This is a genomic window from Promicromonospora sp. MEB111, assembly GCF_030209445.1.
Taxonomy (GTDB): Bacteria; Actinomycetota; Actinomycetes; order Actinomycetales; family Cellulomonadaceae; genus Promicromonospora.
Genome location: NZ_JARVSD010000007.1, coordinates 353,791 through 378,847, shown reverse-complemented (window position 1 = coordinate 378,847; position 25,057 = coordinate 353,791). Strand labels below are relative to the sequence as shown.

Annotated in this window: 27 protein-coding genes; 19 read left to right on the top strand and 8 right to left on the bottom strand. The window is 72.2% G+C overall.

The genetic code is table 11. The features are described 5' to 3' along the window. Positions 1-84 precede the first annotated feature (84 nt). A complete protein-coding gene (locus QRN56_RS08510; RefSeq protein WP_285102387.1) occupies positions 85-300 on the bottom strand; it encodes a DUF5703 family protein in 216 nt (71 codons plus the stop codon). A gap of 117 nt (positions 301-417) precedes the next feature. Between QRN56_RS08510 and QRN56_RS08505 the strand changes: the two genes are divergently transcribed. Then, positions 418-753 carry a primosomal protein gene (locus QRN56_RS08505; protein WP_285102386.1) on the top strand — a complete coding sequence of 112 codons (336 nt, stop codon included), beginning with the start codon at positions 418-420 and terminating at the stop codon, positions 751-753. A gap of 34 nt (positions 754-787) precedes the next feature. Here QRN56_RS08505 and QRN56_RS08500 read toward each other — a convergent pair whose 3' ends face one another. Then, the gene (locus QRN56_RS08500; protein ID WP_285102384.1) at positions 788-1,762 is read right to left on the bottom strand and encodes an aldo/keto reductase; all 975 of its coding nucleotides are present in this window, start codon (positions 1,760-1,762) and stop codon (positions 788-790) included. Between the two features lie 68 nt (positions 1,763-1,830). Between QRN56_RS08500 and QRN56_RS08495 the strand changes: the two genes are divergently transcribed. The 3 genes from QRN56_RS08495 (at position 1,831) to QRN56_RS08485 (ending at position 4,464) form a co-directional block, all read left to right on the top strand. Beyond that, complete coding sequence (locus QRN56_RS08495; RefSeq protein WP_285102383.1) at positions 1,831-2,751, top strand: undecaprenyl-diphosphate phosphatase; 921 nt, start codon at positions 1,831-1,833, stop codon at positions 2,749-2,751. A gap of 64 nt (positions 2,752-2,815) precedes the next feature. Next, the gene (mshC, locus tag QRN56_RS08490) at positions 2,816-4,126 is read left to right on the top strand and encodes a cysteine--1-D-myo-inosityl 2-amino-2-deoxy-alpha-D-glucopyranoside ligase (protein ID WP_285102382.1); all 1,311 of its coding nucleotides are present in this window, start codon (positions 2,816-2,818) and stop codon (positions 4,124-4,126) included. A gap of 122 nt (positions 4,127-4,248) precedes the next feature. Beyond that, on the top strand, positions 4,249-4,464 hold the full coding sequence (locus tag QRN56_RS08485) for a hypothetical protein (RefSeq protein ID WP_285102381.1): 216 nt from the start codon (positions 4,249-4,251) through the stop codon (positions 4,462-4,464). 99 nt (positions 4,465-4,563) lie between these two features. On the opposite strand, the gene QRN56_RS08480 is transcribed toward QRN56_RS08485, so the two are convergent. Both QRN56_RS08480 and QRN56_RS08475 read right to left on the bottom strand, forming a co-directional pair. Then, on the bottom strand, positions 4,564-5,442 hold the full coding sequence (locus QRN56_RS08480; RefSeq protein WP_285102380.1) for a PAC2 family protein: 879 nt from the start codon (positions 5,440-5,442) through the stop codon (positions 4,564-4,566). Between the two features lie 105 nt (positions 5,443-5,547). After that, complete coding sequence (locus QRN56_RS08475) at positions 5,548-5,835, bottom strand: hypothetical protein (protein WP_285102379.1); 288 nt, start codon at positions 5,833-5,835, stop codon at positions 5,548-5,550. Between the two features lie 132 nt (positions 5,836-5,967). Here QRN56_RS08475 and QRN56_RS08470 point away from each other — a divergent pair, with 132 nt between their 5' ends. Continuing rightward, positions 5,968-6,729 carry a helix-turn-helix domain-containing protein gene (locus tag QRN56_RS08470; protein WP_285102378.1) on the top strand — a complete coding sequence of 254 codons (762 nt, stop codon included), beginning with the start codon at positions 5,968-5,970 and terminating at the stop codon, positions 6,727-6,729. After that, the gene (locus QRN56_RS08465; protein WP_285102377.1) at positions 6,729-7,202 is read left to right on the top strand and encodes an NUDIX hydrolase; all 474 of its coding nucleotides are present in this window, start codon (positions 6,729-6,731) and stop codon (positions 7,200-7,202) included. Before QRN56_RS08470 ends, QRN56_RS08465 begins: the two co-directional genes overlap by 1 nt. Before the next feature lie 48 nt (positions 7,203-7,250). Here QRN56_RS08465 and QRN56_RS08460 read toward each other — a convergent pair whose 3' ends face one another. Together QRN56_RS08460 and QRN56_RS08455 are read right to left on the bottom strand one after the other, a co-directional pair. Beyond that, positions 7,251-7,814: an HD domain-containing protein gene (locus QRN56_RS08460; protein WP_285102375.1), complete on the bottom strand. Its 564-nt coding sequence runs from the start codon at positions 7,812-7,814 to the stop codon at positions 7,251-7,253. Between the two features lie 160 nt (positions 7,815-7,974). Beyond that, positions 7,975-8,376, bottom strand: coding sequence for a hypothetical protein (locus QRN56_RS08455; RefSeq protein ID WP_285102374.1), 402 nt, complete (start codon positions 8,374-8,376; stop codon positions 7,975-7,977). Positions 8,377-8,571: 195 nt separating this feature from the next. On the opposite strand from QRN56_RS08455, the gene QRN56_RS08450 reads away from it, so the two are divergent. Further along, positions 8,572-10,905 (top strand): protein kinase family protein, encoded by a 2,334-nt coding sequence (locus QRN56_RS08450; protein WP_285102373.1) that lies wholly within the window; start codon positions 8,572-8,574, stop codon positions 10,903-10,905. 108 nt (positions 10,906-11,013) lie between these two features. Further along, positions 11,014-11,556 (top strand): hypothetical protein, encoded by a 543-nt coding sequence (locus QRN56_RS08445; protein ID WP_285102372.1) that lies wholly within the window; start codon positions 11,014-11,016, stop codon positions 11,554-11,556. Positions 11,557-11,618: 62 nt separating this feature from the next. Here QRN56_RS08445 and QRN56_RS08440 read toward each other — a convergent pair whose 3' ends face one another. After that, on the bottom strand, positions 11,619-12,179 hold the full coding sequence (locus tag QRN56_RS08440) for an HD domain-containing protein (RefSeq protein WP_285102371.1): 561 nt from the start codon (positions 12,177-12,179) through the stop codon (positions 11,619-11,621). A 74-nt stretch (positions 12,180-12,253) separates the two neighbouring features. Here QRN56_RS08440 and QRN56_RS08435 point away from each other — a divergent pair, with 74 nt between their 5' ends. Beyond that, positions 12,254-12,958, top strand: a complete 705-nt coding sequence (locus QRN56_RS08435) for an HAD family hydrolase (protein WP_285102370.1) — start codon at positions 12,254-12,256, stop codon at positions 12,956-12,958. Positions 12,959-12,974: 16 nt separating this feature from the next. On the opposite strand, the gene QRN56_RS08430 is transcribed toward QRN56_RS08435, so the two are convergent. Next, on the bottom strand, positions 12,975-13,892 hold the full coding sequence (locus tag QRN56_RS08430; protein ID WP_285102369.1) for a RecB family exonuclease: 918 nt from the start codon (positions 13,890-13,892) through the stop codon (positions 12,975-12,977). A 92-nt stretch (positions 13,893-13,984) separates the two neighbouring features. Between QRN56_RS08430 and QRN56_RS08425 the strand changes: the two genes are divergently transcribed. From QRN56_RS08425 to hisF, 10 genes are all read left to right on the top strand, one after another. Then, a complete protein-coding gene (locus QRN56_RS08425; RefSeq protein WP_285102368.1) occupies positions 13,985-15,163 on the top strand; it encodes a site-2 protease family protein in 1,179 nt (392 codons plus the stop codon). A gap of 11 nt (positions 15,164-15,174) precedes the next feature. Next, on the top strand, positions 15,175-16,188 hold the full coding sequence (locus QRN56_RS08420; protein WP_285102367.1) for a tRNA (adenine-N1)-methyltransferase: 1,014 nt from the start codon (positions 15,175-15,177) through the stop codon (positions 16,186-16,188). A gap of 141 nt (positions 16,189-16,329) precedes the next feature. Next, positions 16,330-17,991 (top strand): proteasome ATPase, encoded by a 1,662-nt coding sequence (gene arc, locus QRN56_RS08415; protein ID WP_285102366.1) that lies wholly within the window; start codon positions 16,330-16,332, stop codon positions 17,989-17,991. 100 nt (positions 17,992-18,091) lie between these two features. After that, positions 18,092-19,753: a depupylase/deamidase Dop gene (gene dop / locus QRN56_RS08410; RefSeq protein WP_285102486.1), complete on the top strand. Its 1,662-nt coding sequence runs from the start codon at positions 18,092-18,094 to the stop codon at positions 19,751-19,753. Between the two features lie 109 nt (positions 19,754-19,862). Continuing rightward, positions 19,863-20,060, top strand: coding sequence for a ubiquitin-like protein Pup (locus QRN56_RS08405; RefSeq protein WP_285102365.1), 198 nt, complete (start codon positions 19,863-19,865; stop codon positions 20,058-20,060). Then, the gene (prcB, locus tag QRN56_RS08400) at positions 20,057-20,896 is read left to right on the top strand and encodes a proteasome subunit beta (protein ID WP_285102364.1); all 840 of its coding nucleotides are present in this window, start codon (positions 20,057-20,059) and stop codon (positions 20,894-20,896) included. Before QRN56_RS08405 ends, prcB begins: the two co-directional genes overlap by 4 nt. Next, entirely contained in the window at positions 20,893-21,792 is a 900-nt protein-coding gene (gene prcA, locus QRN56_RS08395; RefSeq protein WP_285102362.1) for a proteasome subunit alpha, read from the top strand. Before prcB ends, prcA begins: the two co-directional genes overlap by 4 nt. A 31-nt stretch (positions 21,793-21,823) precedes the next feature. Then, on the top strand, positions 21,824-23,185 hold the full coding sequence (gene pafA / locus QRN56_RS08390; protein ID WP_285102360.1) for a Pup--protein ligase: 1,362 nt from the start codon (positions 21,824-21,826) through the stop codon (positions 23,183-23,185). Between the two features lie 91 nt (positions 23,186-23,276). Next, complete coding sequence (locus tag QRN56_RS08385; protein ID WP_285102359.1) at positions 23,277-24,221, top strand: FKBP-type peptidyl-prolyl cis-trans isomerase; 945 nt, start codon at positions 23,277-23,279, stop codon at positions 24,219-24,221. After that, on the top strand, positions 24,221-24,991 hold the full coding sequence (hisF, locus tag QRN56_RS08380; protein ID WP_285102358.1) for an imidazole glycerol phosphate synthase subunit HisF: 771 nt from the start codon (positions 24,221-24,223) through the stop codon (positions 24,989-24,991). The genes QRN56_RS08385 and hisF overlap by 1 nt, the downstream gene beginning before the upstream one ends. Positions 24,992-25,057: the final 66 nt, after the last annotated feature.

Below are 25,057 nucleotides of genomic sequence, written 5' to 3'. Positions count from 1 at the left end.
CCGTCCGGAGCACTGACGCCCGGCGCACGCGCGCACGTGCCGGACGCTCAGGTCACCCGGGTGACCTGAGCATCCGGCACGGGGTCAGAGGGTCGAGGAGACCTTGATGATCTTGCGGCGGAGCCAGACCTTGCGTCTGCCGCCGATGTAGAGAAGGGTCCTTGCCAGTTCCCAACGGCCGTACTCGGCTTCGTCGGTGAGCACCTTGCGGGCGTCCGGCACCGTGGTGTCCGGCTCGAAGGTCACGACGCGGTACTCGTACTGACTGTTCTTGCGGAACACGGAGCCGTCTCTCGCCATCTGATGCACCGTCCTCGGGTCGCGGGTGAGGTCAGTTTATGCCGGTTTGATTGCAGACCGGTGACAGCAATGAATTTCGTCTGCCCATTGTGGCCCATGGGGCGCTACCTTCAAGGCATGACCGTTGAACCGCGTGCCGCGCTCGACCGCCTCGTAGCCGCACTCGAGGCCCACCACCACGCGGTCGCCACTCGCCGGAGTGACGACGACCCCGCCGTCGACGACGCCTACGACGTCCTGGCCGACGCCTACGAGGTGTACGAGGACTCCCTGGCCACGGTGTTCGGCGAGGTGACGCCGTTCTACCTGGCCGACGAGGTGGACGAGGACGACGACGACGAGGACGACGAGTCGGACGAGGACCTGGAGGACCTCGAGGACCTCGACTTCGACGACGACCTGGGCGAGGTCGAGGAGTCGGAGGACCAGCCGCAGCCTGCGCAGCAGCGCTGACCCGGCGCGGGCTCAGGCCCGGGCGGGCGAACGGTCACCAGCGTTCCGGATAGCCGATCTCCGGGGCGGAGACGTCGTCGAGGGCGGCGTGCACCTCGTACGGCAGCTCGAGGGTCACGGCCGCCAGCGACGAACGGAGCTGGGTGGGCGTCCGCGCGCCCACGATCGCCGACGCGATGCCCTCGCGCTCCAGGAGCCAGGCGAGCGCCACCTCCCCGGCGGCGCGGCCCAGCCCCTCGGCGGCGGTCGCCACGGCCTCGACGACAGCGGACGCCGGCCCCTCCAGGTACGGCTGGACGAAGCCCGCCAGCGCCCCGGCGGCCCGTGAGTCGGCGGGGATGGCACGCCGGTACTTGCCGGTGAGCACGCCGCGCCCGAGCGGGGACCAGGCCAGCAGCCCGGCACCGAGGGCGTCGGCGGCCGGGACGACGTCGCGCTCCACGCCGCGCTGCAGCAGCGAGTACTCGAGCTCCACGGCGGCCAGGCCGACGTCGGGCTCCAGGAGCGTCGCCACGCGCGCCGTCGCCCAGCCGGGGTGGTTGCTCAGGCCCACGTACCGGGCGCGCCCGCTGGTCACGGCGATCCGCAGCGCGTTGCACGTCTCCTCGAGCGACGTATTGGGGTCGGGGCAGGCCACGAGGAACAGGTCCACGTGGTCGGTGCCCATCCGCACCAGCGACTCGTCGAGGCTGTCGAGCAGCGCGCCGCGGGAGGCGCCCACGACGCGGCCCGGGCCGCCGTCGGGCCGCGTCTCCGACCGGATGCCGGCCTTGGTGGCGAGCACCAGCTCGTGCCGGCCCACCTTGCCGGACAGGAGCGTGCCGATCACGCGCTCGGAGTCGCCGTCGGCGTAGCTGGCCGCGGTGTCCACGAGGGTGCCGCCGGCGTCGAGGAAGTCCCGTACCTGCTCGGCCGCGTCGATCTCGTCGGTGTCGCGGCCCCATGTCATGGTGCCGAGCCCGAGTTCGGAGACCCGCAGGCCCGACCTGCCCACCCGGCGTCGTTCCATGTGCGGCAGGCTACCCGCGGCCGCCGCGGGTGCGTCAGGAGGCGCGCCGTGGGGTAGTGTCACGGCCCGTGACTGCGTGGGAAGCCATCCTTCTGGGCCTGGTCCAGGGCCTGACCGAGTTCCTCCCGATCTCCTCGTCGGCGCACCTGCGGATCGTCGGTGAGCTGATCGGGTCGGGTGACCCCGGCGCGGCGTTCACCGCCATCACGCAGATCGGTACCGAGCTCGCGGTGATCATCTACTACCGCAAGAAGATCGGCGTCATCCTCGTCGCCTGGTCCAAGGCCCTGACGGGCGCCTACGGCAAGGGCTGGCGTGCCCGCACGGGCCTGGGGCCGCGCCCTGGTTCCGTCGACGTGCGGCACGGCCGCCCCGGTGTCACCGCGAACCACGACGCCGCGATGGGCTGGTACATCATCCTCGGCTCGATCCCGATCGTGGTGCTGGGCCTGCTGTTCGAAGAGCAGATCGAGTCCACGTTCCGAAACCTCTGGCTCACGGTCTTCACGCTCACGTTCTTCGGGATCCTGCTGCTCCTGGCCGACGTGTTCGGTCGCCAGGAGCGCGAGCTGACGTCGCTCACGGGGTCCACGGCCATCGGCTTCGGCCTGGCCCAGGCGCTCGCGCTGGTGCCGGGTGTGTCCCGCTCCGGCGGCACGATCACCGCCGGCATGACCATGGGCTTCACGCGGAAGGCGGCGGCAGACTACTCGTTCCTGCTCGCCCTTCCCGCCGTGCTCGGCTCGGGCTTCTACCAGCTCGTCAAGACCGTGGGGGAGCCGATCCCCGAGGGGGCGCCCGGATGGGGCGCCACGATCATCGCCACCATCATTGCGTTCGGCGTGGGCTACGCGGTGATCATCGGGTTCCTCAAGATCATCGGCAACTACTCCTACAAGCCGTTCGTGTACTACCGGTTCGTGCTCGCCGGCGTGGTCGTGTGGCTGCTGATGTCGGGCACGATCGACGCGACCGGCGGCGTCGCGTAGAACACACGCCCCGGGCCCCTGACATGGTCAGGGAGTGTCACAGGCGGCGGTTATCGTTGGTCGCGTGCACGCCTGGCCCACACCCCAAGTCCCGCTGCTCCCCGGCTCTCCCGCGCCCGCCCCGGTGCGGGTCCACGACTCGTCGACGGGTGAGCTCGTGGAGGCGGCGCCGGGCCCGCAGGCGCGGTTGTACGCGTGCGGCATCACGCCGTACGACGCCACCCACATCGGGCACGCGAACACGTACGTGACGTTCGACCTGCTGGTGCGCGCCTGGCGCGACGCCGGCAAGGACGTCACCTACGCCTCGAACGTGACCGACGTCGACGACCCGCTGCTGGAGCGCGCCGAGGCGACCGGCATGGACTGGCGCGAGCTCGCGGCCTCGCAGATCGCGCTCTTCCGCGAGGACATGACGGCGCTGGGCGTCATCCCGCCCGCGACGTGGACCGGAGCCGTGGAGTCGGCCCCGGACGTCGCGCGGGCCGTGGCGGCCATGCTGGAGTCCGGCGCGGCCTACCGCGTGTCGCTGGAGCCGGGCGCCGGCGGTTCCGCGCCGGAGCTGGGCGACGTCTACGCGGACCTCACCGCCGACCCGCGCTTCGGCGCGGTCGCGCACCTCGACCGCGAGCAGGCCCTGGCCACCTTCGCGGAGCGCGGCGGCGACCCGGACCGTGAGGGCAAGAAGGACCCGCTGGACCCGCTGCTGTGGCGCCGTGAGCGCGCGGGCGAGCCCGCGTGGGACGGCGGGCCGCTCGGCACCGGCCGCCCGGGCTGGCACATCGAGTGCGCGGTGATCGCGCGCGACGGGCTGGACGTGGCGGCGGGGGAGCGGTTCGACGTGCAGGGCGGTGGCTCGGACCTGCTGTTCCCGCACCACGAGATGTCGACGTCGCACCTGCGTGTGCTGTGTCCGGCCGCCGGCGACGGCGAGCCGGCCGGCGCCCGCACGCACGTCCACGCCGGCCTGGTCGCCTACCAGGGCGAGAAGATGAGCAAGTCGCTCGGCAACCTCGTGCTGGTCTCGCGGCTGCGGGACGAGGGGCACGACCCGATGGCGATCCGCCTGGCGCTCCTGGCCCACCACTACCGCACCGAGTGGGAGTGGGACGAGAGCTCGCTGCCGGAGGGCGAGGCGCGGCTCGTCCGGTGGCGCGACGCGGTCTCAGGGAACGGCGGTCCGTCGGCCGACTCGACCCTGGCGGCGGTCCGCGCGGCACTCGCGGACGACCTCGACGCACCGGCCGCGCTGGCCGCCGTCGACGCGTGGGCCGAGAGCTCCCTGGACCCGTCCCGGGACACCTCCGCCGACGAGGAGGGCGCCCCCGGGATCATCGCGCGAACGGTAAACGCCCTGCTCGGGGTGCGTCTTTGACCCCTCGCGCGCCGCATTCCGACCCGGTTTCGGCGAGGTAGGCCAGAACCGCGCCGGGCGCCCGACAGGTTAGTTTTGGCCCCTGCTTCCGTTTGCATTTAACCCGGGGCAGGATGGGGAGCATGACGGAGTACGAGGAAGACTTCACGGGTGAGACCCGGGTCACCGTCACGACGGCGCCCAGGTGCAGCACGCGATACCGAGTGGTACGTAACGGACCGGGATACGCACCGGTCTACGACCGCGTCGAGGACGCCGCACGGTGTCTTGAGACATGGGTGGGCTTCCACGGGCCGGACGCAGGTGTGCGGATCGAGCCCATCTCCAGCAGCGCGTGACCGTCACGCCGGACAACACGTCAGAGGCCTGAGCCCCACGGGGGACTCAGGCCTCTGTGCTTCGTCGCCCTGTTCCGGACCGGGTGGCCGGATGCGGGCTCAGAGCCGTTCGGGCCCGCTGTCCTTGCCGCCGCCGTCGCGCCGGCGCAGGTAGCGCTCGAACTCGCGCGCGATGGCGTCGCCGGACGCCTCGGGCAGCTCGGCGGTGTCCTTGGCCTCCTCGAGCTGGGCCACGTACTCGGAGATCTCCGAGTCCTCGGACGCCAGCTCGTCCACGCCGTGCTGCCAGGCCGCGGCGTCGTCGGGCAGCTCACCCATCGGGACCGTCTCGCCCAGGATCTCCTCCACGCGCGTGAGGATCGCCAGCGTCGCCTTGGGCGACGGAGGATTGGCCACGTAGTGCGGCACGGCCGCCCACAGGCTGACGGACTGCAGGCCGCGCTCCGCGGCCTCGTGCTGCAGCACCCCGACGATGCCCGTGGGGCCCTGGTAGGTGTTGGCCTCGATGTCCAGCACGGACTGCAGGCCCACGCTGTCCGAGGTGGCGGTCATGGGGATGGGCCGCGTGTGCGGGACGTCCGCCAGGAGCGCGCCGAGCGTGATCACGGTGCGGACCCCCAGCTCGTCCGCCACGCGCAGCAGCTCCTCGCAGTACTTGCGCCAGCGCATCGACGGCTCGACGCCGTGCACCAGCACGACCTTGCGCTCGCCCACCTGCGCCACCGAGATCGTGGTCGTGGGCCAGGTGATGGAGCGTTTCCCGTCGTCGTCCAGCGAGATGTACGGGCGGTTGACCTGGAAGTCGTGGAACTCCTCGGGGTCGAGCTCGGTCACCTTCTCGGCGCCCCACACCTCGGCCAGGTGCGTGAGCGCCGTCGTGGCGGCGCTACCCGCGTCGTTCCAACCTTCGAAGGCAGCGAGGAGCACGGTCTGGCGAGGCGAGGCCTGCTCCGGCTGCTCGTGATGCGCGTCGGTCATCCCCCCACCCTAGGGTGTGCGGCGCTCGGCGTGACCAGGGGCACGGCCGCGTTCGCGGACGGGCGAATCCATGCCGTGACGGCGTGTCGGAGCCGGGCCGCCGGCTCAGAAGACCGGCACGCCGGCACGCAGCGCGCCGCGCACCTGCACCTCGACACCGCGCCACTCGCCCGACCACAGCGTGTACCCGGGGTTCAGCATGCGCTGGTCGATGGCGTGGTCCAGGCCCAGCGCCCGCGCGATGCTCTCGCCGTCGTCCAGGTGCCAGGGCTGCAGGCACACGCGCTCGGGCGTGACCGTCAGGACCTCGATCCAGTCCGCGCGGACATGCCGCAGCAGGTCGATGACATCGCCGAGACGTTCTGTGACCGACTGCGAGGCAATGGGGTTCACGAGGCTCTCCGGGACACGGGTCGGACAGGTGGACTGGCTGATACCACTGTGCGCCGGGCACATGGGACGTGCCATCGGCAGCGCACGGGACGTTTCGGTGATAGATACGTCCCTGAGGGGGTGAGATGACACGTGAGAAACCAACGACTGGTCGCGGCGATGAACCAGGCCGGCCTGAGCCAGGTCCGGCTCGCGGCCGCCGTCGGCGTCGACCCGAAGACCGTGGAGCGGTGGGTGGCCCAGGGGCGCACGCCGCACCCGCGCCATCGCGTCGCGGTCTCCGAGGCGCTGGGCTGTGACGTCGCGGCGCTGTGGGGCGACGTCGACCGGGCGGAGGCCGCCGCCCAGGAGATCGTCGGCGTCTACCCGGCGCGGCGCGCCGTGCCGTCCGGGACCTGGCGGGCCTTCCTCGCCGGCGTGGAGCAGCGGTTCGAGCTGCACGCGTTCGCGGCGACGTTCCTGCCGGACCAGACCCTGGACCTGACCACCGAGATCGTCACCATGGCGGAGCGGGGCGTCCAGGTACGGCTGCTGCTGGGCGACCCGGACGGCAGCGCGGTCACCGTGCGCACCGAGGAGGAGGGCGGCACGGGCCTCGCCGGGCGCATCGCGCTGGTGCTGGCCTACCTGGCCCCCGCGCTCGGCACGCCGGGCGTCGAGGTGCGGCTGCACGACCGCACGCTGTACGCCACGACCTTCCGGTTCGACGACGACCTGCTGGTCAACACCCACGTCTGGGGCTCGCCCGCCGGAGCGAACCCGCTGCTGCACCTCAAGGACGGCCCCGAGGCGTCGATGGCGCCGGCCTACCAGGCGGGCTTCGAGCGGGTCTGGAACGCCGCGACGCCGCTGACGGTCTGGCCGCGGACGGAGGACCTGGGCGAGGTGTCGTGATGACCCGGCTCGACTACTTCGACGATCCGACCGCGCCGGCGGTGAACTCCGTGGTCCCCTCGGTCACGGTGGCGGTGCGCGACGGCGGTGGCCGCCTGCTGCTCATCCACCGCACCGACAACGACCTCTGGGCCCTGCCGGGCGGCGGCATCGACCCGGGGGAGACCGTGCGGCAGGCCGGCGTCCGCGAGACCGAGGAGGAGACGGGCTACCGCGTGCGGATCACGGGCCTGGTCGGGATCTACACCGACCCCCGGCACGTGATCGTCTACTCGGACGGCGAGGTCCGGGCGCAGTTCTCGATCTGCATGCGCGCCACGGTCACGGGCGGCGCCGTCCGGACCTCGCACGAGTCCAGCGAGGTGGTGTGGCAGCCCGTGGACCGGCTCGGTGAGCTGGAGATCCACCCGTCGATGCGGCTGCGCATCGACCACGCGGTGGACCTGTCGCGCACCGAGCCGTTCCTGACCTGAGCCGTTCTGACCTGAGCGGTTTCCTGGACCGGGCGGCGGGCCGGGGGCTCAGCCGCGCCGGAGGCGCTCGTCGACGGCGGACACGAGCCGCCGCAGCTGCGGCTCCGCGCGGTGGATGCTGCGCGACACGAGGTGGCCCGGTGCGTAGCGGTCGTAGATGCAGTCCAGCCGCTCGTCCACGGTGACGGGGCGGCCCTGGGCCGAGGTGGTCATGTCGCAGTAGGTGAGCAGGTCCAGCAGGTCGCTGTCCGTCGGCACCGGGAACTCGCCCCGCAGGTGCGCGTCGAGGTGGCGTTCACCGGCCTCGACCAGGGCCGACGTGTGGTGCGCGACGAGGCTCGTCAGCTCGTCCGGTGCGCCCAGCCGGCGCAGGTAGCGGGCGCCGTCGAGCTGGTGCAGCCCGGTGTCGCGGGCCGCGGCGGCGTAGCCGATGTCGTGCAGGTACGCCGCGGACACGAGCAGGTCGGACCGGCCCAGCACGCGGGCGACGCGCTCGGCCCGCCGGCCGACCCCGAGCGAGTGGGCCAAGCGGTCGGTGCTGGGCTCGAAGACCTCGGCCAGCAGTGCTCGTGCACCTGCGGGACCGAGGTCCCGCGGGGTGGTTCCGTGCATCGGTTCACCGTAGGCCGGGGGGCCGTGGACGGCGCGGCGTGCGGCACGTCGCCCGGTGAAGAGGGCGGTCAGAGAAGGCGTGCTGGTGTGCATCATGGCTCCCCCTGCGTCGTCGTCAGAGCTGCGTTCCTCCGAGCTGCGTTCCTCCGAGCTGCGGTACTCAGAGCTCCGGGCGGCCCTTCGCGATCCACTCGCGCACCAGCGCCGTCGCGCGCCGGTGCCCGGCCAGTGCGTCCTCCCGCGTGGCGTGCATCTCGGCGTACTGCTCCGTGCAGTCGAGGCGCTCGTCCTCGGAGAGCACACCGTCCGGGTCGAGCCGTTCGACGAAGACCATCGTCTCGTAGATGAGCGGGGTGTGGTCGTCGTCGTCCTCGAGCGGCGCGGCGGTGTCGATACCCGTCCACACGGTGGACACGTGGTAGATCCCGAGGTGGTCGCGGGCGATGTGCGCGGCCCCGGCCCCGAGCCGCAGCACCGACCACTGGTCCTGGGTGATCGGGTGACCGTCGAGGTCGTAGTACATCCGCTGCGAGAGTCGCTCGAAGAAATCGGGTCCGAACACGGTCTGTCTTCCCTTCGGTCGCTGCCGGGACTCGTCGGCCGAAACCGTCGATCGAGGGCCAGCATCGCGCAGGACGACGCGACGCGCGCGGCGGGGGCGTGGTGGGTGCGCCCGCGCGGCCCGCCTCCCGGCGGTTCGCGCGATCGGGGTGTTTTCCCAGCGCACGGGCCCGGGACTTCGCTATCGTCGCGAACCGTGACCAGGGGGCGGCAGGGGGACGGGACGCGCGGGAGCCTCGAGCACCTGACCGGTGTCGTGCGCGAGCTGACCGGGCGCGGCGGCGCGCCGGGACGCCGCGGCACCGGCCTGGACGGCTGGCGCGTCCAGGACTGGCATGCCGCGCTCCTCGACGTCCCGCTCGACGAGCGGGCGTACGCGGACCGGTTCCAGGTCACTCGCGAGCAGGAGATCGAGCTGCTGTGGGCCTGGTGGTCGGGGCGGGCCCGACCGGTGGAGCCGCGCACCGCCGGCTATCTGGGGTACTACCTGCTCACGCTCGTCGCCATGCACAGCTCGGACCGGATGCGGTTCCACGGCGATGCCCCGTGGGACGTCACGGTCGCCGGGTGCCTCACGGCCGAGGTCAGCGGCGCGCTCGTCGGGGACCCCGACGTGCGGCGCGCCCTCGCCGCGCTCCACGACCCGGGCCGGGCGGACGGCCCCGGTTCCGGCGCGGGCTCCGGCTCCGGCGCGGCGGACGCCGGGACGACCGGGTCTGCACGGGCGCTGGCGGAATGGGCGGCGCTCGACCTCACCAGCCTGGAGTTCTTCCGGCACGGCACGACGTCGATCATCCTCATCGGGCGGCTCGCGCAGCCGTCCCGGGGCCGGACGGCGGCCTTCGTGCTCAAGTGCGTCATCCACCCGTACCTGACCATCCCGACGATCGTGGCCGCGACCCGCGGGTACCTGACCGAGCACGGCCGCCCCGACGCCGACGAGCCGTCCCCGGCGGTGCCTGTCTGGGCGAGCCACGACAGCTGGATCCTCATGGACCTGGTGCGGGGCCGGACGATTGGGGAGTACCTGGCCGGACGTGCCGCCGAGCAGCCGGCGCCGCCCCCGCGCGAGATCCTGCGACCGGTGGACACCCCGGCGCTGCGCGACCTCGGCGGGGCGCTGCTGAGCGCGCTCGCGGATCTCGAGCGCGACGGGCGGCGGCACGACGACCTCACACCGTCCAACATCATCGTCCAGGACGAGCAGCCCGGACGGATCCGGCTGCGGTTCGTCGACCTGGGGGTCAACCACCTCCACGCCCGGTCGATCACGGGCCAGGGGCAGGGTGAGGGGGTGTTCACGGCGCCCGAGGTGCGCCGCGACGGCGTCGGGCACCCCCTGGCCGACGTGTACTCGCTGGGCGCGCTCCTCGTCGCGATCGCCGGGATACCGCACAACCCCGACGGCACGGTGCCCGACCAGTTCTACGTGGTGTCGGTCGGCCTGGCCCGGCTCCTGGAGGACCTGACGGACGCCGACCCGCGACGCCGCCTGCTGGTCACGCCGGTCGACCCGGCCCGCCCTCGGTTCGAGCAGATCGGCCGGGTGTCCGCCGACGAGGTGGCCATCCTTGAGCAGGACGGCAGGGAGCGGCCGCGCACCGCGTGGCAGCGGCTGCGCGACCTCTCGCCGGGGGCCGGGACGGTGGCCCGCCAGCGCCGCATGCTGCAGGTGCGCACCGGCCAGGTCCGGGACGCGACGGGGGCGGCGCACCTGCGGCAGGCCCGCCGGCTCCAGCGCTGGGCGTGGCTCTTCGCCGTGCTGGTGTGGTCCGCCACCGCGCTGGTCGTGACGTGGTGGTCCCGCGACCTCGGGCTGTCCTGGCAGGCCAAGTGGTTCGAGATGGCGGACGAGGTGTTCGGCCGGTCGGGGGTCGGCCTGGTCTTCCTGGACGACGTCCGCGCGGACGACTACCCGATCCCGGACCCGTGGGGCAACCTGCCGGTGCGCCTGGTCACGCTGACGTTCGCTCTGGTCACCGCGCGGCTGTACCTCAACGTCTTCGCCGAGCTGAGCACCGTCTGGGCCCTGCCCGCCGGCCGGGGACCACGCGTGCGGGCGGTGACCGCGGAGGTCGGCCTGCGCTCGCTGGCGGTGCTGCCGGTGATCTACGTGGTGCTGCCCACGTTGGTGCAGCGGGACTGGTGGCCGCTGGGCACCCTCGTCGGTCACGTCACGTTCGCCGTCGTGGTCCAGGCCTGCCTGTGGTTCGCGTGGGACACGAACGCGCGCGCCCGGGCGGCCGGGCTCTCGTCCGTGCCGCGGGGCGAGATCGCGACGCTCGGCCGGCTCGCGGCCTGGCAGCCCACCGTGGCCGTGTACCTGGCGCCGATCATCGGCATCGGCACGCTCCTGTCCCTGGGGCTGGTGCAGGACGAGCTGGTCTACGCGTCATTCGTCAGCCTCATCAACCTGGGCATCTTCTACCCGAAGAGCGCCGGTACGGACGCGCCGTACATCCGTGCCGGGATGAACCGCGCGGCCCTGGCCGCCGAGCGGCTGGAGCACCTGCGGCGCACCCGTGAGTGACAGCGAGCGACAATTGGTGACCGGAATAGGATGATATGACCGTTAGTTCCGTCGCGGATCACACTCGTCAGCGCGCGGAACGCCCCACGTCCGGGTGACGATGAACTAATGCTCAACCTGCGAAATCACCGGGTCCTGCTCTCCGCCGTCGGTGCGCTCGTCGTCGCCGGCGCCGGAAGCGGCATCGCCTGGTCCCAGGCCGAGGGCACCAGCGAGCCCGCTGACGTGCTGCTCGACGCCGTGGAGCACAGCGAGTCCACGATGCGTGACTACATCGACGAGGTGAGCGGACGGTTCGGCGAGATCGAGGCCACGTCCGACGTCGACAAGAAGGAGGAGCTCGCCGCCGCGCTCATGACCGACGTGCCCGACCTGGCCGAGGAGGCCCGGTCCGGCGTCCTGTCCGCCAAGGAGGACGCCCAGGCGGTGCCGCTGTCCGACGGCAGCAGGCTCGACCTGGCCCGCGATGCCTACGTGGCGCACATGGACGCCTGGATCGCGGAGTACGAGCGGGCGATCGTCACCCCGGCGAGCGTCGTCGAGATCGAGCCGCGGGTGAACCGCACGTTCGACAAGGCCGTGGCCGCGTTCGAGCGGACCGACCTCGACGCCGGCCAGGAGGAGCGGGCCGAGGAGCTGCTCGCGGACTGACCGGTCCCGCTTGCCGTCCCGCTCACCGGAGCCGAGCCGGCGCGGCCGCCCGGCCCGCCGGTTCAGTCGCGCCAGCTCATCGGGGACTGCGTGAGCGCGGCGTCCGCCACCCGCTTCGCGGCGTCGGTGCCCAGCGCTGCGTAGGACGAGTCGATCCACTCCTGCACGCCGTCCTGGCCGCCGTGCCGGTACTCGACGGCCTGGACGAGGCACTCCAGCTTGTCCGCGTCGCGGGCGCACCGCGCCTCCGGCGTCTCCTGCGCCTCGAACTCGGTGACCGCGCCGAGCACGGTGGCCGCCGCGGCCTCGGGCAGCCGGGCGACCTGGTCCCGCGTGACCGCGACGTTGTCCGGCTTGGTGAGGTACGGCCGGGCCGTGTGCGGCAGGTCCGTGATGCGGGTCTCCTGCGAGTCGTGCCACAGCGCGAGGTAGGCGGCGCGCGCCGGGTCGGCGCCCTCCTCGGCGGCCAGCAGGGCGGCGAGCTGCGCGACGCGCAGGCTGTGCTCGGCCACCGACTCCGGGTCGCGCACCCCGACCTGCCACCAGCCCGATCGGCGCAGGCGCTTGAGCACGCCCATCTCGAAGGTGAAGGCGGCGATGCCGGAGGCGGCGGTGTGCGTCATGGCGCTATCGTCCGGCATCCGGCCCGTCGCACGCCCGTTACCGGCCGTTCCATGTCGGCACCTAGCATGTGTCGGTGCCCCGCGAATCGTCAGCCCTGCCCGCCGCCGTCCTGTTCGACATGGACGGCACCCTCGTCGACTCCGAGGCCTACTGGATGCGCGCCGAGCACGAGATCGTCGTCGCGCACGGGGCCATGTGGACGCACGAGGACGCGCTCGGCGCCGTCGGGCAGGCGCTGCTCACGACGGGCGGCATGCTGCACGACGCCGGCGTCCCGCTGGAGCCGGCCGAGATCGTGACCTGGCTCGTGGCCCGGGTCAACGAGCAGCTCCGCGAGGCCGTGCCGTGGCGCGCGGGCGTCCTGGAGCTGCTGGAGGACCTGCGCGCCGCCGACGTGCCGTGCGCCATCGTCACCATGTCCTACCGCAGCCAGGCCCAGGTCGTGGCCGACGGCGCTCCCGCGGGCACCTTCACCCACCTGGTCACGGGCGACGAGGTGACGCACGGCAAGCCGCACCCGGAGCCGTACCTGGTGGCTGCCGGCCTGTTCGGCGTGCGGGCCGAGGACTGCGTGGCGATCGAGGACTCGGGCCCCGGCATCACGTCCGCGCTCGCGTCGGGCGCCCGCACCCTCGGCGTGCCGGCAGAGGTGCCGGTGCCGCCGCGTCCCGGCCTCAGCCGGGCCGCGTCCCTCAAGCAGGTCGACCTCGACCTGCTCGGCCGGATCGCGTCCGGCGAGGTCGTCGACCTGCTCGGCGCCGGCGACCTGGCCGGCTGAGCCGACCGGCGGCGGGTCAGCCCGTGATGCCCAGCCGCAGCGCGACCGCGCCCTCCGGGACCTGAGGCGGCGTGCCCCCGAACTCGGGGCACATCGCCTGGTGGGCGCACCAGCCGCACAGCTTGGACCGGCGGGGTTTCCACTCGCCGGTCCGCGCGGACTCCTCGATGCCGGACCAGATCGCGCGGATCTTCTGCTCCGTGTGCTCCAGGTGCTCGGTCGTCGGCTCGCCGCGCAGGACCTGGCCGTCACCCAGGTACACGAGCTGCAGCATCTTGGGCAGCACCCCGCGCTCGCGCCACAGCACCAGGCCGTAGAAGCGCATCTGGAAGACGGCCGACGTCTCGTAGCCGGGCCGCGGCGACTTCCCCGTCTTGTAGTCGACCACCCGCAGCGCGCCGTCGGGCGCCACGTCCAGCCGGTCCACGATGCCGCGCAGCAGCGGCCCGCCGTCGAGCTGCGACTCGACCAGGAGCTCCCGCTCGGCCGGCTCCAGCCGGTTCGGGTTCTCCAGCGTGAAGTACGTGCCCAGCAGCGAGCCCGCCCCGGCGAGCCAGCCCGCGCGGTCCTGTCCGTCCGGGCCGATCCCGTCGGTGAACAGCGAGGTGTACCGCTCGTCCGCCTCCAGCAGCCGGTCCCACTCGCCGGGCAGCAGGTCGTGCGCTGCGGCCAGCGTCCGCTCGCCCAGCGGGGCGTCGTAGAGCCGCTCCAGCACCGCGTGCACCAGCGTGCCGCGCGCCGCGGCGGCCGACGGCGGTTCGGGAAGCCGGTCCACCGTGCGGAACCGGAACAGCAGCGGGCACTGCATGAAGTCGTTGGCGCGCGACGGGGACAGGGCCGGCGGTCGCGAGGGCGCGCGCACGGCCGGCGCGGCGTCGGCCGCCTCCGTCGCCACGCCCTGCCCCAGCTCTTCGGTCAGCTCCGTCGTCGTCATGCCCCAACCCTAGGGGCGGGCACTGACATCCCCCGGTAGTTGTCCACAGCGTGCCGTCACCCGCATGCCCGGCGGCCGGTTAGGTTTGTCCGGTGACCACCTCGGAGCCCGCCTCCACGCCCCCACCCGCCCCGGAACGCTCGAAGGGGATCGTGGTCGGCCGCGTCGCCGGCGCGCCCGTGATCATCACGCGGTCGTGGTTCCTCGCGGCCCTCGTCCTGACCATCCTGTTCGTGCCGAACGTGCAGGTGATCGCGCCGCACCTCGGGGCGGGCGCCTACCTCGTCGCGTTCGTGTTCGTGCTGCTGCTGTTCGGCTCGGTGTTCCTGCACGAGACCGCCCACGCCCTCGTGGCCAGGGCGCGCGGGCAGCAGGTGACCGAGCTCGCCGTCACGATCTGGGGCGGCCACACCGCCTACACGGGTGGGCTCGGCAAGCCGCTCGACGGCTTCCTCGTGGCCGTCGTCGGGCCGCTCACCAACCTGGTCCTCGCCGCCGGCTTCTGGCTCGCGTACACCGCCGCGCCGGTGCAGGACGTGCCCACGCTCCTGCTGTACGCGGGCGCGATCTCCAACGCCTTCGTCGGCGCGTTCAACCTGCTCCCCGGCCTGCCGCTGGACGGCGGCCAGATCCTCGAGTCGCTGGTCTGGGCCGTCACCGGCAAGCGTTCGACGGGCACCATCGCGGCCGGCTGGGTGGGGCGCGTCGTCGCCGTCGGCGTGCTGCTGTGGGCCCTGGTGGTGCCGTTCGCGCAGGGCACCACACCCAACCTCACCACCGTGCTGTGGTCGGCGCTGATCGGCGCGTTCCTCTGGGCGGGCGCGGGGGCGGCGATCACCAACGGCCGTCGCCGTGAGGCGATCGCCGCGCTGTCCGCGAGCCGGCTCGCGGTCCCGGCGCTCTCGGTCTCGCTGGGCTCCACGGTCGCCGAGGCGCTGTCCGCCCGGACGGCGGCGGTCGCCGCGGGCGTCCCGGAGGCGGCGTCGTACCGCCTGGTCGTGGTGGGGCAGGGCGGTGCCCCGGTCGCCGTGCTCGACGACGACGCCGTCGCCGCCGTGCCGGCCTCCGCGCACCACCTGACCCCGCTGGACGCCGTGGCGGTCCCGTTCGTGCCGGGCAGCGCCGTCCACCCGGCGACGTCGGGCACGGACCTGCTCAACCACCTGGCCACGCGGTCCGGCGGCGCCCGGCTGGTCCCGGTGGTCGAGGGGGACCGGGTCACCGGCGTGCTCGATCTCGCCGACGTCGCCCGGGCGGTGCGCGGCACCTAGACTGGTCGGTTGTGACCACACCCACCGATGCCCCTACCGCCACCGGCGCCGAGCTGCGCCGCGGCCCGTTCCGAGTGGGCGACAAGGTCCAGCTGACCGACCCCAAGGGCCGCCTGCACACCATCACCCTGCAGCCGGGCGGCACCTTCCACACGCACAAGGGCTACTTCAAGCACGAGCAGATCATCGGGCAGCCGGAGGGCTCGGTGGTCGTGAACACGGCCGAGATCGAGTACCTCGCGCTGCGCCCGCTGCTGGCCGACTACGTGCTGTCGATGCCGCGCGGCGCCGCCGTCGTCTACCCGAAGGACGCCGGGCAGATCATCGCCATGGCCGACATCTACCCGGGCGCCCGGGTGGTCGAGGCAGGCGTGGGCTCGGGCGCGCTGACCATGTCCCTGCTGCGCGCCGTCGGCGACGCCGGGCACGTGCACTCGATCGAGCGGCGCGAGGACTTCGCCGCGATCGCGCAGGGCAACGTCGAGACGTTCTTCGGCGGGCCGCACCCCGCGTGGGACCTGTCCGTGGGCGACCTCGCCGACGTGCTGCCCGAGGTGGCCGAGCCCGGCACCGTGGACCGCGTGGTCCTGGACATGCTCGCGCCGTGGGAGAACGTCGACGCCGTCGCGTCCGCGCTCGCGCCCGGCGGCGTGCTCGTCTGCTATGTGGCCACCACGACCCAACTTTCGCGCACAGCAGAAGATCTTCGCGCGGACGGCCGGTTCGCCGAGCCGGCCGCCTTCGAGACGATGGTCCGGGGGTGGCACCTGGAGGGGCTGGCGGTCCGTCCCGAGCACCGGATGATCGGGCACACGGGCTTCCTCATCACGACCCGCCGGCTGGCCGACGGAGTGGTCCCGCCCGAGCGGAAACGGCGTCCTGCCAAGGGTGCGTACCCCGTGACGGCCGAGGCGGAGTGGTCGCCGGAGGAGCTGGGGGAGCGCGCCATATCGGACAAGAAGATCCGAAAGGTGCGACGTGACCTCGGGGTTGCGCCCGAGGCGGGAAACACCCCGTCCGCGTGAACAGGCTGTAACGATCGGGTACCCCGGACGTCTCAAACGGGTGTTCTCACTCCCGGTGTGTCAGTGACTGTGCTTAGAGTGCTGTTCTCGGAGGCGATTGCGTCATATGGTCGCCTCTCGGGCACTACGAGAGGGGATGTCATGACCGAGAACACGTCAGGATACAACCATCCCGAGCACGAGCCTTTGCCAAGCCGCGACTACGAGCGCCAGATCGCCCTCCTCTCAGCAAAGAACGAGCGTCTCGCGGAAGCACTCCGTGCGGCGCGTGATCAGATAGTCGAGCTGAAGAAACAGCTCGACGACCTGGCCAAGCCACCGGGCACCTACGCCGTGTTCCTGGGGGCCCATGCCGACGGCTCGGTGGACATCTCGTCCGCCGGTCGCAAGATGCATGTCTCCGCGAGCCCCAGCCTGGACGTGACCCGGCTGAGTCCCGGCCAGGAGGTCAAGCTCAACGAGGCCATGACCGTGGTCGGCGCGGGCGACTACGAGCGCACCGGCGAGCTGGTGACCGTCAAGGAGATGCTGGGCGGCGACCGCGTGCTCGTGGTGGGCCGTGCCGACGAGGAGCGCGTCGTGCGCCTCGCCGGCTCGGTGATGGACGCCCCGCTCCGGGTCGGTGACTCCCTCACGGTCGACACGCGCAGCGGCTTCGTGTTCGAGATCGTGCCCAAGTCCGAGGTCGAGGAGCTGGTCCTCGAAGAGGTCCCGGACATCGAGTACGAGGACATCGGCGGCCTCGGGCCGCAGATCGAGGCCATCCGGGACGCGGTGGAGCTGCCCTTCGCGCACCCCGACCTGTTCCGGGAGCACGGGCTGCGCCCGCCCAAGGGCGTGCTCCTGTACGGCCCGCCCGGCTGCGGCAAGACGCTCATCGCCAAGGCCGTCGCCCATTCCCTGGCCGGGATGGTGGCGCGCGCCAACGGGGGCAACCCCGAGGTGAAGAGCTTCTTCCTGAACGTCAAGGGCCCGGAGCTGCTCAACAAGTACGTCGGCGAGACCGAGCGGCACATCCGGCTGATCTTCGCCCGGGCGCGGGAGAAGGCCAGCCAGGGCATGCCGGTCGTCGTCTTCTTCGACGAGATGGAGTCGCTGTTCCGCACCCGCGGCACCGGCCTCTCCTCCGACGTGGAGACCACCATCGTGCCGCAGCTCCTCGCCGAGATCGACGGCGTGGAGCGGCTCGACAACGTCATCGTCATCGGCGCCTCCAACCGCGAGGACATGATCGACCCGGCCATCCTGCGCCCGGGGCGTCTCGACGTGAAGATCAAGATCGAGCGGCCCGACGCCGAGGGCGCCAAGGAGGTCTTCGGCAAGTACCTCACCAAGGAGCTGCCGATCCACGCGGACGACCTGGCGGAGTACGGCGGCAACGTCTCCGAGGCGCTGGACGGCATGATCACCTCGGTGGTGGAGCGCATGTACTCCGAGGACGAGGAGAACCAGTTCCTCGAGGTCACCTACGCCTCCGGGGACAAGGAGACCCTCTTCTTCAAGGACTTCAACTCGGGCGCCATGATCCAGAACGTGGTGGACCGGGCCAAGAAGAACGCGATCAAGGACTTCCTGGCCTCCGGCCAGAAGGGCATCCGCGTGGAGCACCTGCTGACCGCGTGCGTCGACGAGTTCAAGGAGAACGAGGACCTCCCGAACACGACCAACCCCGACGACTGGGCGCGCATCAGCGGCAAGAAGGGCGAGCGCATCGTCTTCATCCGCACCATCGTCCAGAAGAAGGGCGAGGGCGCCACGCCCCGCACCATCGACACCGTCCAGAACACCGGCCAGTACCTCTGACCACAACCGGGCAGGTCCGCGTCCGTCGACCGGGCGCGGACCTGCCCGACCAACGGGACTACTCCGGCATAGGGTGGTGGACGTGAGCGTGCGTCGTGTGATGGGCATCGAGACCGAGTACGGAGTGCTGCAGCCTGGCCGGCCCCTGGCCAACCCCATGCTGCTGTCGAGCCAGGTGGTGACCACCTACCGGGCCATCTCCACCCGCGCCGAGGGTTCGGGTGGCAAGGCCCGGTGGGACTACGACGACGAGGACCCGCTGCAGGACGCGCGCGGGTTCCACCTCGACCGCGCCTCCGCGCAGCCGTCGATGCTGACCGACGACCCCGCGCGGCCCGCGCCGTCCGGACCCGTCACGGGCCAGGTGCCCGTCGTGGAGCCCGGCCTGCCGGGCCGTGGCCGGCGCCGGCCCGGTTCGACCCAGGAGGTCGAGCGGCCGGCCGCCGACGAGTACGACGACCCGAGTGCCGCCAACGTGATCCTCACCAACGGCGCGCGGCTGTACGTCGACCACGCCCACCCCGAGTACTCCTCGCCCGAGGTCATGACGCCCGAGGACATCGTGCGCTGGGACGTCGCCGGCGAACGGGTCATGCTCGCCGCCCTGCGGGAGCTCGCCGGCTTCCCCGGCAGCGAGGTGGTGCTCTACAAGAACAACGTGGACGGCAAGGGCGCCAGCTACGGCACCCACGAGAACTACCTCGTGGACCGCGCGCTGCCGTTCACCACGCTGGCCGAGCTCATCACGTCGTTCCTCGTCACGCGCCAGGTGTTCACCGGCTCCGGCCGGGTGGGCCTGGGTGCGACGAGCGGCACGGCCGGGTTCCAGATCTCGCAGCGCGCCGACTACATCGAGGCCGAGATCGGCCTGGAGACGACGCTGCGCCGGCCGATCGTCAACACCCGCGACGAGCCGCACGCCGACCGGCAGCGGTGGCGCCGCCTGCACCTGATCCTCGGGGACGCCAACCTGATGGAGGTGCCGACCTACCTCAAGACCGGTACGACGTCGCTGGTCCTGTGGGTGCTGGAGCACCTGGACGAGCTGGCCGACGCCGGGGTGGACGCGCGCGGCGAGCTGGGTGCCCTGCGGCTGGCGGCGCCCGTGAGCGACGTGCAGAAGGTCTCGCGGGACCTCGACCTGACCGCCGCGCTCGAGCTCGCGGACGGCCGCACCATGACGGCGCTCCAGATCCAGGGCGAGGTGGTCGACGTCGTGCGGCGCTCGCTCAAGGTGCTGGGCACCGACCCCGAGTCGGACGCCGTGCTGGACCGCTGGGCGTCCCTGGTCGACCGGCTGGGCACCGACCTGGCCGGGTGCGCGCGCGAGGTGGAGTGGGTCGCGAAGCTGCGCCTGCTGGAGCGCCTGCGCTCGCGCGACAACCTGGACTGGGACCACCCGCGGCTGCACGCGATGGACCTGCAGTGGTCGGACGTGCGCCCCGAGCGCGGCATCTACCACCGGCTGCTCGCCAAGGGCGCGGTGGACCGGATCGTCGACGAGGAGAGCGTCGCGCGGGCGGTCCAGCACCCGCCGACGGACACCCGGGCCTACTTCCGGGGCGAGGTGATGGCGCGCTACGGCAGCCAGATCTCCGCCGCGAGCTGGGACTCGGTGATCTTCGACGTCGACGGCGCCCAGGCGCTGCAGCGCGTGCCGATGCTCGACCCGACCCGGGGGACGCGGCGCCACATCGGCGCGCTCCTCGACGCGAGCCCGGACGCGGCGGCGCTGCTCGCCGGACTCTCCGGGCGAAGGTGACCCTCCATGTCGGTGTCACCGCCTAGGGTCAGTCCCTAGGGTCAACACCAAGCCTCAGGGCCTAGGCTTCAAGACCAGCACTACGTCAGAGAATCACCAGGAGGCGATCATGGCCGGTCAGGAAAGAATCAACCCGTCGCACGAGGACCGCACTCCCGACGACGACGCCGGGACGCCGGCGCCCGCCGCGGCGGCAGCGCAGAAGGACGACGACGAGGTCGACGCCCTGCTCGAGGAGATCGACGAGGTGCTGGAGACCAACGCCGAGTCGTTCGTGCGCGGATTCGTCCAGAAGGGTGGGCAGTGAACCTGAACGTAGACCGCACCGCAGGACGACTCCCGGACGCTTTCCTGCGTCCGGGATCGTCGTCCTTCGTGGACTTCCTGGCCGAGCACGCCCCCGACCGCCTGCCCGGGAACCGGACCCTGCCCGCGGGCATGACCGACCCGGCGACCCTGTCCCCCCACGCCACCACGATCGTGGCGCTGACCTTCGACGGCGGCGTCCTGCTGGCCGGTGACCGGCGCGCCACCGCCGGCCCGATGATCGCCAGCCGCAGCATCGAGAAGGTGTTCCCGGCCGACGAGTACTCGGCGGTCGGCATCGCCGGCTCGGCGGGCATCGGGCTGGAGCTGGTCCGCCTGTTCCAGCTCGAGCTTGAGCACTACGAGAAGATCGAGGGCTCGCTGCTGTCGCTCACGGGCAAGGCGAACCGCCTGGCCACGATGCTGCGCGGCAACCTGGCCATGGCGATGCAGGGGCTGGCGGTCGTGCCCCTGTTCGCGGGCTACGACCTGGACAAGGACACAGGCCGGATCTTCAGCTACGACGCCACCGGCGGCCGGTACGAGGAGCACGAGCACCACGGCGTGGGCTCCGGCTCGCTCTTCGCGCGCGGCTCGCTGAAGAAGCTGTGGCGCCGGGGGATGGACGCGGACGCCGCGGTCGAGGTCGCTGTCGAGGCGCTGTACGACGCGGCGGACGACGACTCGGCGACCGGCGGGCCGGACACCGTGCGCGGCATCTTCCCGGTGGTCGCCACCGTGACCGTGGACGGTTACCAGCGCATCGAGGACGCAGAGATCGCCCGCGTGGCGGAGCAGATCGTGGCACAGCGCCGCGAGAGGGGGTCGATCGCATGAACATGCCGTTCTACGTCTCGCCCGAGCAGCTGATGAAGGACCGGGCGGACTTCGCCCGGAAGGGCATCGCCCGCGGCCGGTCCGTGGTGGTGCTCGCCTACGACGGCGGGATCGCCTTCGCCACGGAGAACCCCTCGCGGGCGCTGCACAAGATCTCGGAGATCTACGACCGCATCGCCTTCGCGGCCGTCGGCAAGTACAATGAGTTCGAGAACCTGCGGGTGGCCGGCGTGCGGTACGCCGACATGCGCGGGTACTCCTACGACCGCTCCGACGTGACGGCGCGCGGCCTGGCGAACGCGTACGCCCAGACGCTCGGCACCGTCTTCATCACCGAGTCCAAGCCGCTCGAGGTGGAGATCGTCGTCGCCGAGGTGGGCGCCGAGGCCGCGGACGACCAGATCTACCGGCTCACCTACGACGGGACCGTGGCCGACGAGCACGGCTTCGTCGTCATGGGCGGGCAGGCCGAGCAGCTCGGCCGCCGGGTCAAGGAGGGCTGGCGCGCCGACCTCTCGCTGGGGGAGGCGCTGCGGCTCGCCGTGGCGGCGCTCGGTTCGGGCGAGGGCTCGACGCCGCGCACGATCGAGGCGGCCCAGCTCGAGGTGGCGGTCCTGGAGCGGGACCGCCCGCGCCGGGCATTCCGCAGGCTGAACCGGCAGGTCCTGGCCGACCTGCTGGCCGAGGGCGCGCCGACGCCGTCGGGCGAGACCCCCGCCGACGACCTCCCGCCCGCGGGTGACGTCGCGGTCGGGGCGGCGACGCCGGGCCTGGGCACGGCGGACACGGTTCCACCCGAGACACCCGCCGACGAGCCCACCGAGGACTCCCCGACGGAGGAGAAGCCGGGCGAGGGGCCGGACGCCTCCGGCACCACGCCCGGCGCCGACCGATAGCACCAGGTTCCGCGAACAGGGAGGGGATTCCATGGACCGCAGGATCTTCGGTCTCGAGACCGAGTACGGGGTCACGTGCGCGGCCGACGACGGGCGTGGCCTGTCGGCAGACGAGGTCGCCCGCTACCTGTTCCGGAAGGTGGTGGCGTGGGGCCGTTCCTCGAACGTGTTCCTGAGGAACGGTTCCCGCCTCTACCTCGACGTCGGCTCCCACCCGGAGTATGCGACGGCGGAGTGCGACGACGTGCGCCAGCTCGTCTCGTACGACCGGGGCGGCGAACGCATCCTGGAGGGCCTCGTGGCCGACGCGCAGCAGCGTCTGGAGCACGAGGACCTGCCAGGACGCATCCACCTGTTCAAGAACAACACCGACTCGGCGGGCAACTCCTACGGGTGCCACGAGAACTACCTGGTGCGGCGGTCGGGCGACTTCTCGCGCCTGTCCGACGTGCTCGTGCCGTTCCTCATCACCCGGCAGATCCTGGTCGGGGCGGGCAAGGTGCTCTCGACCCCTCGGGGTGCAGTGTTCTGCCTCTCGCAGCGCGCCGACCACATCTGGGAGGCCGTCTCCAGCGCCACGACCCGGTCCCGCCCGATCATCAACACGCGCGACGAGCCGCACGCGGACGCCGAGCTGTACCGCAGGCTGCACGTCATCGTGGGCGACTCGTCGATGGCGGAGCCCACCACGATGCTGAAGGTGGGCACGACCGACCTGGTGCTGCGCCTGGTCGAGGCGGGCGTCCCCATGCGGGACCTTACGCTGGAGAACCCGATCCGGGCCATCCGGGAGATCAGCCACGACCGCACGGGCAAGCACGCCGTGACGCTGGCCAACGGCCGGACCATGACGGCGATCGAGATCCAGTCGGAGTACTACGAGCGCGCGCGTGAGCTCGTGGAGGCCAACCTCGAGGTCACCCCGGTGGTCAAGCAGGTGCTCGACCTGTGGGAGCGCGGGCTGCGCGCGCTGCAGGCGGAGAACCTGTCGCTCGTGGACCGGGAGCTGGACTGGGTCATCAAGCTCAAGCTGATCCGGCGCTACCAGGAGAAGCACGACCTGGGGCTCGACGACCCGCGGATCGCCCGTCTCGACCTGGCCTACCACGACATCTCGCGCACCGAGGGCCTGTACAACCTGCTCGCGGCGCGCGGCATGGTCGAGCGGGTCACCACCGACCTGGAGGTCTTCGAGTCGACGGCGCTGCCGCCGCAGACCACCCGGGCCAAGCTGCGCGGCGACTTCGTGCGCGCGGCGCAGGAGGCGCGACGCGACTACACGGTCGACTGGGTGCACCTCAAGCTGAACGACCAGGCGCAGCGCACCGTGCTGTGCAAGGACCCGTTCAAGAGCGTGGACGACCGCGTGGAGCGGCTCATCGAGAGCATGTGACGTTCTCGGCGTCGCCCCGGGACCGGCCCGTCGGCCGGTCCCGGGGCGGCGCCGTCCCGGGACCGCCGTCGCGGCATGGGAGACTCTGCGGGTGAGTTCCTGGGTACGCGTCCTGGTCGGTGCGCTGTCGGCGGCGACGGTGACCGTGACCGCCGCGTGCTCGCCGGCCTCGCTCCCGGTGGAGGTGGGCCCCGCGCCGACGTCGTCGGCGTCGCAGGAGCCGCTGCAGGTCACGGGCGCGAGTGGCACCCCGCCGACGCTCGAGTACGAGAAGCCGTTCGAGGTCGTGCAGTCCGGCTCGCGGATGATCTGGCCCGGTACGGGCGACCTGCTGGAGCGCGACGACCCGGTGCTGCTGAACCTCTACGCGCAGGACGGCCGCGACGGCACGGAGCTGCAGAACACCTTCCGCACCGCGCCCGCCGGGTACACGATGACCGAGCAGTCGCTCGGCAACCACCTCTTCGCCGCGCTGGAGGGCCGCAGGGTCGGCACGCGCCTGGCGCTCATGGAGGAGCAGGACGGCGTCCCGGTGCTGCTGGTGGTGGACGTGCTGCCGACCCGCGCGGCGGGTACGGAGGGCGTGCCGCCGGGCAAGGACCTGCCGCAGGTGCGCCTCGACGACCTCGGGGCCCCGACCGTGCGCGTCCCGCGGGGCGTCGACCCGCCGTCCGACCTGGTGGTGCACCCGCTGCTGCGCGGCACGGGCCCGCAGGTGCGGGCCGGCCAGATCCTGACCGTGGAGTTCACCGCCGTCCGCTGGAGCGACGGCAAGGTGGTCGACACGACCTGGACCGAGGACACCCCGCCCCAGTCCGCCGAGATCGGCATCGGCCGCCTCGTCGAGGGCTGGGACCAGGGCCTCCTGGAGCAGACCGTCGGGTCGCAGGTGATGCTGGTCGTGCCGCCGGACAGCGGGTACGCGAACACCGCCAGCGAGCTGGCGGGCGAGACCATGGTGTACGTGGTCGACATCCTCGACGCGCACAAGGCCGTCGCGGGTGACGACGAGGAGCCGAAGAAGAAGGAGGGCTGATGTCCGTCGCGATCCGAGTGATCCCGTGCCTGGATGTCGACGCGGGCCGAGTGGTCAAGGGCGTCAACTTCGCGGACCTGCGCGACGCCGGGGACCCGGTCGAACTCGCGGGCCGGTACGACGCCGAGGGCGCCGACGAGCTGACGTTCCTGGACGTGTCGGCCTCGTCGGGCGACCGCGAGACCATGGTCGACGTGGTGCGGCGCACCGCCGAGCAGGTGTTCGTGCCGCTCACGGTGGGCGGCGGCGTGCGCTCCACGGACGACGTCGACCGGCTGCTGCGCGCCGGAGCCGACAAGGTGGGCGTGAACACCGCGGCCATCGCGCGCCCGGAGCTCATCTCCGAGATCGCGCAGCGGTTCGGCTCGCAGGTGCTGACCCTGAGCGTCGACGCGCGCCGCGTCACCGGCGACGTCACGACGCCGTCGGGGTACGAGGTGACCACGCACGGAGGGCGGCGCGGCACGGGGATCGACGCCGTGGAGTGGGCCGAGCGCGCCGCGAAGCTGGGCGCGGGCGAGATCCTGCTCAACTCGATGGACGCCGACGGCACCACCGCGGGGTTCGACCTGGAGATGCTGCACGCCGTGCGCGAGCGGGTGCACGTGCCGCTCGTCGCGTCGGGCGGCGCGGGCACGCCGGAGCACTTCGTCGAGGCGGCCCGGGCGGGCGCGGACGCCGTCCTCGCGGCGTCGGTCTTCCACTTCGGCGCGCTGACGGTGGGCCAGGTCAAGGACGCGATGCGCGCCGCGGGTTTCGACGTCCGCTGAGCCGTCCTCCGGGACTTCCTTGACCTCAACCGTCGTTGAGGTCATAGCGTCGGCGATGCCGAGGGC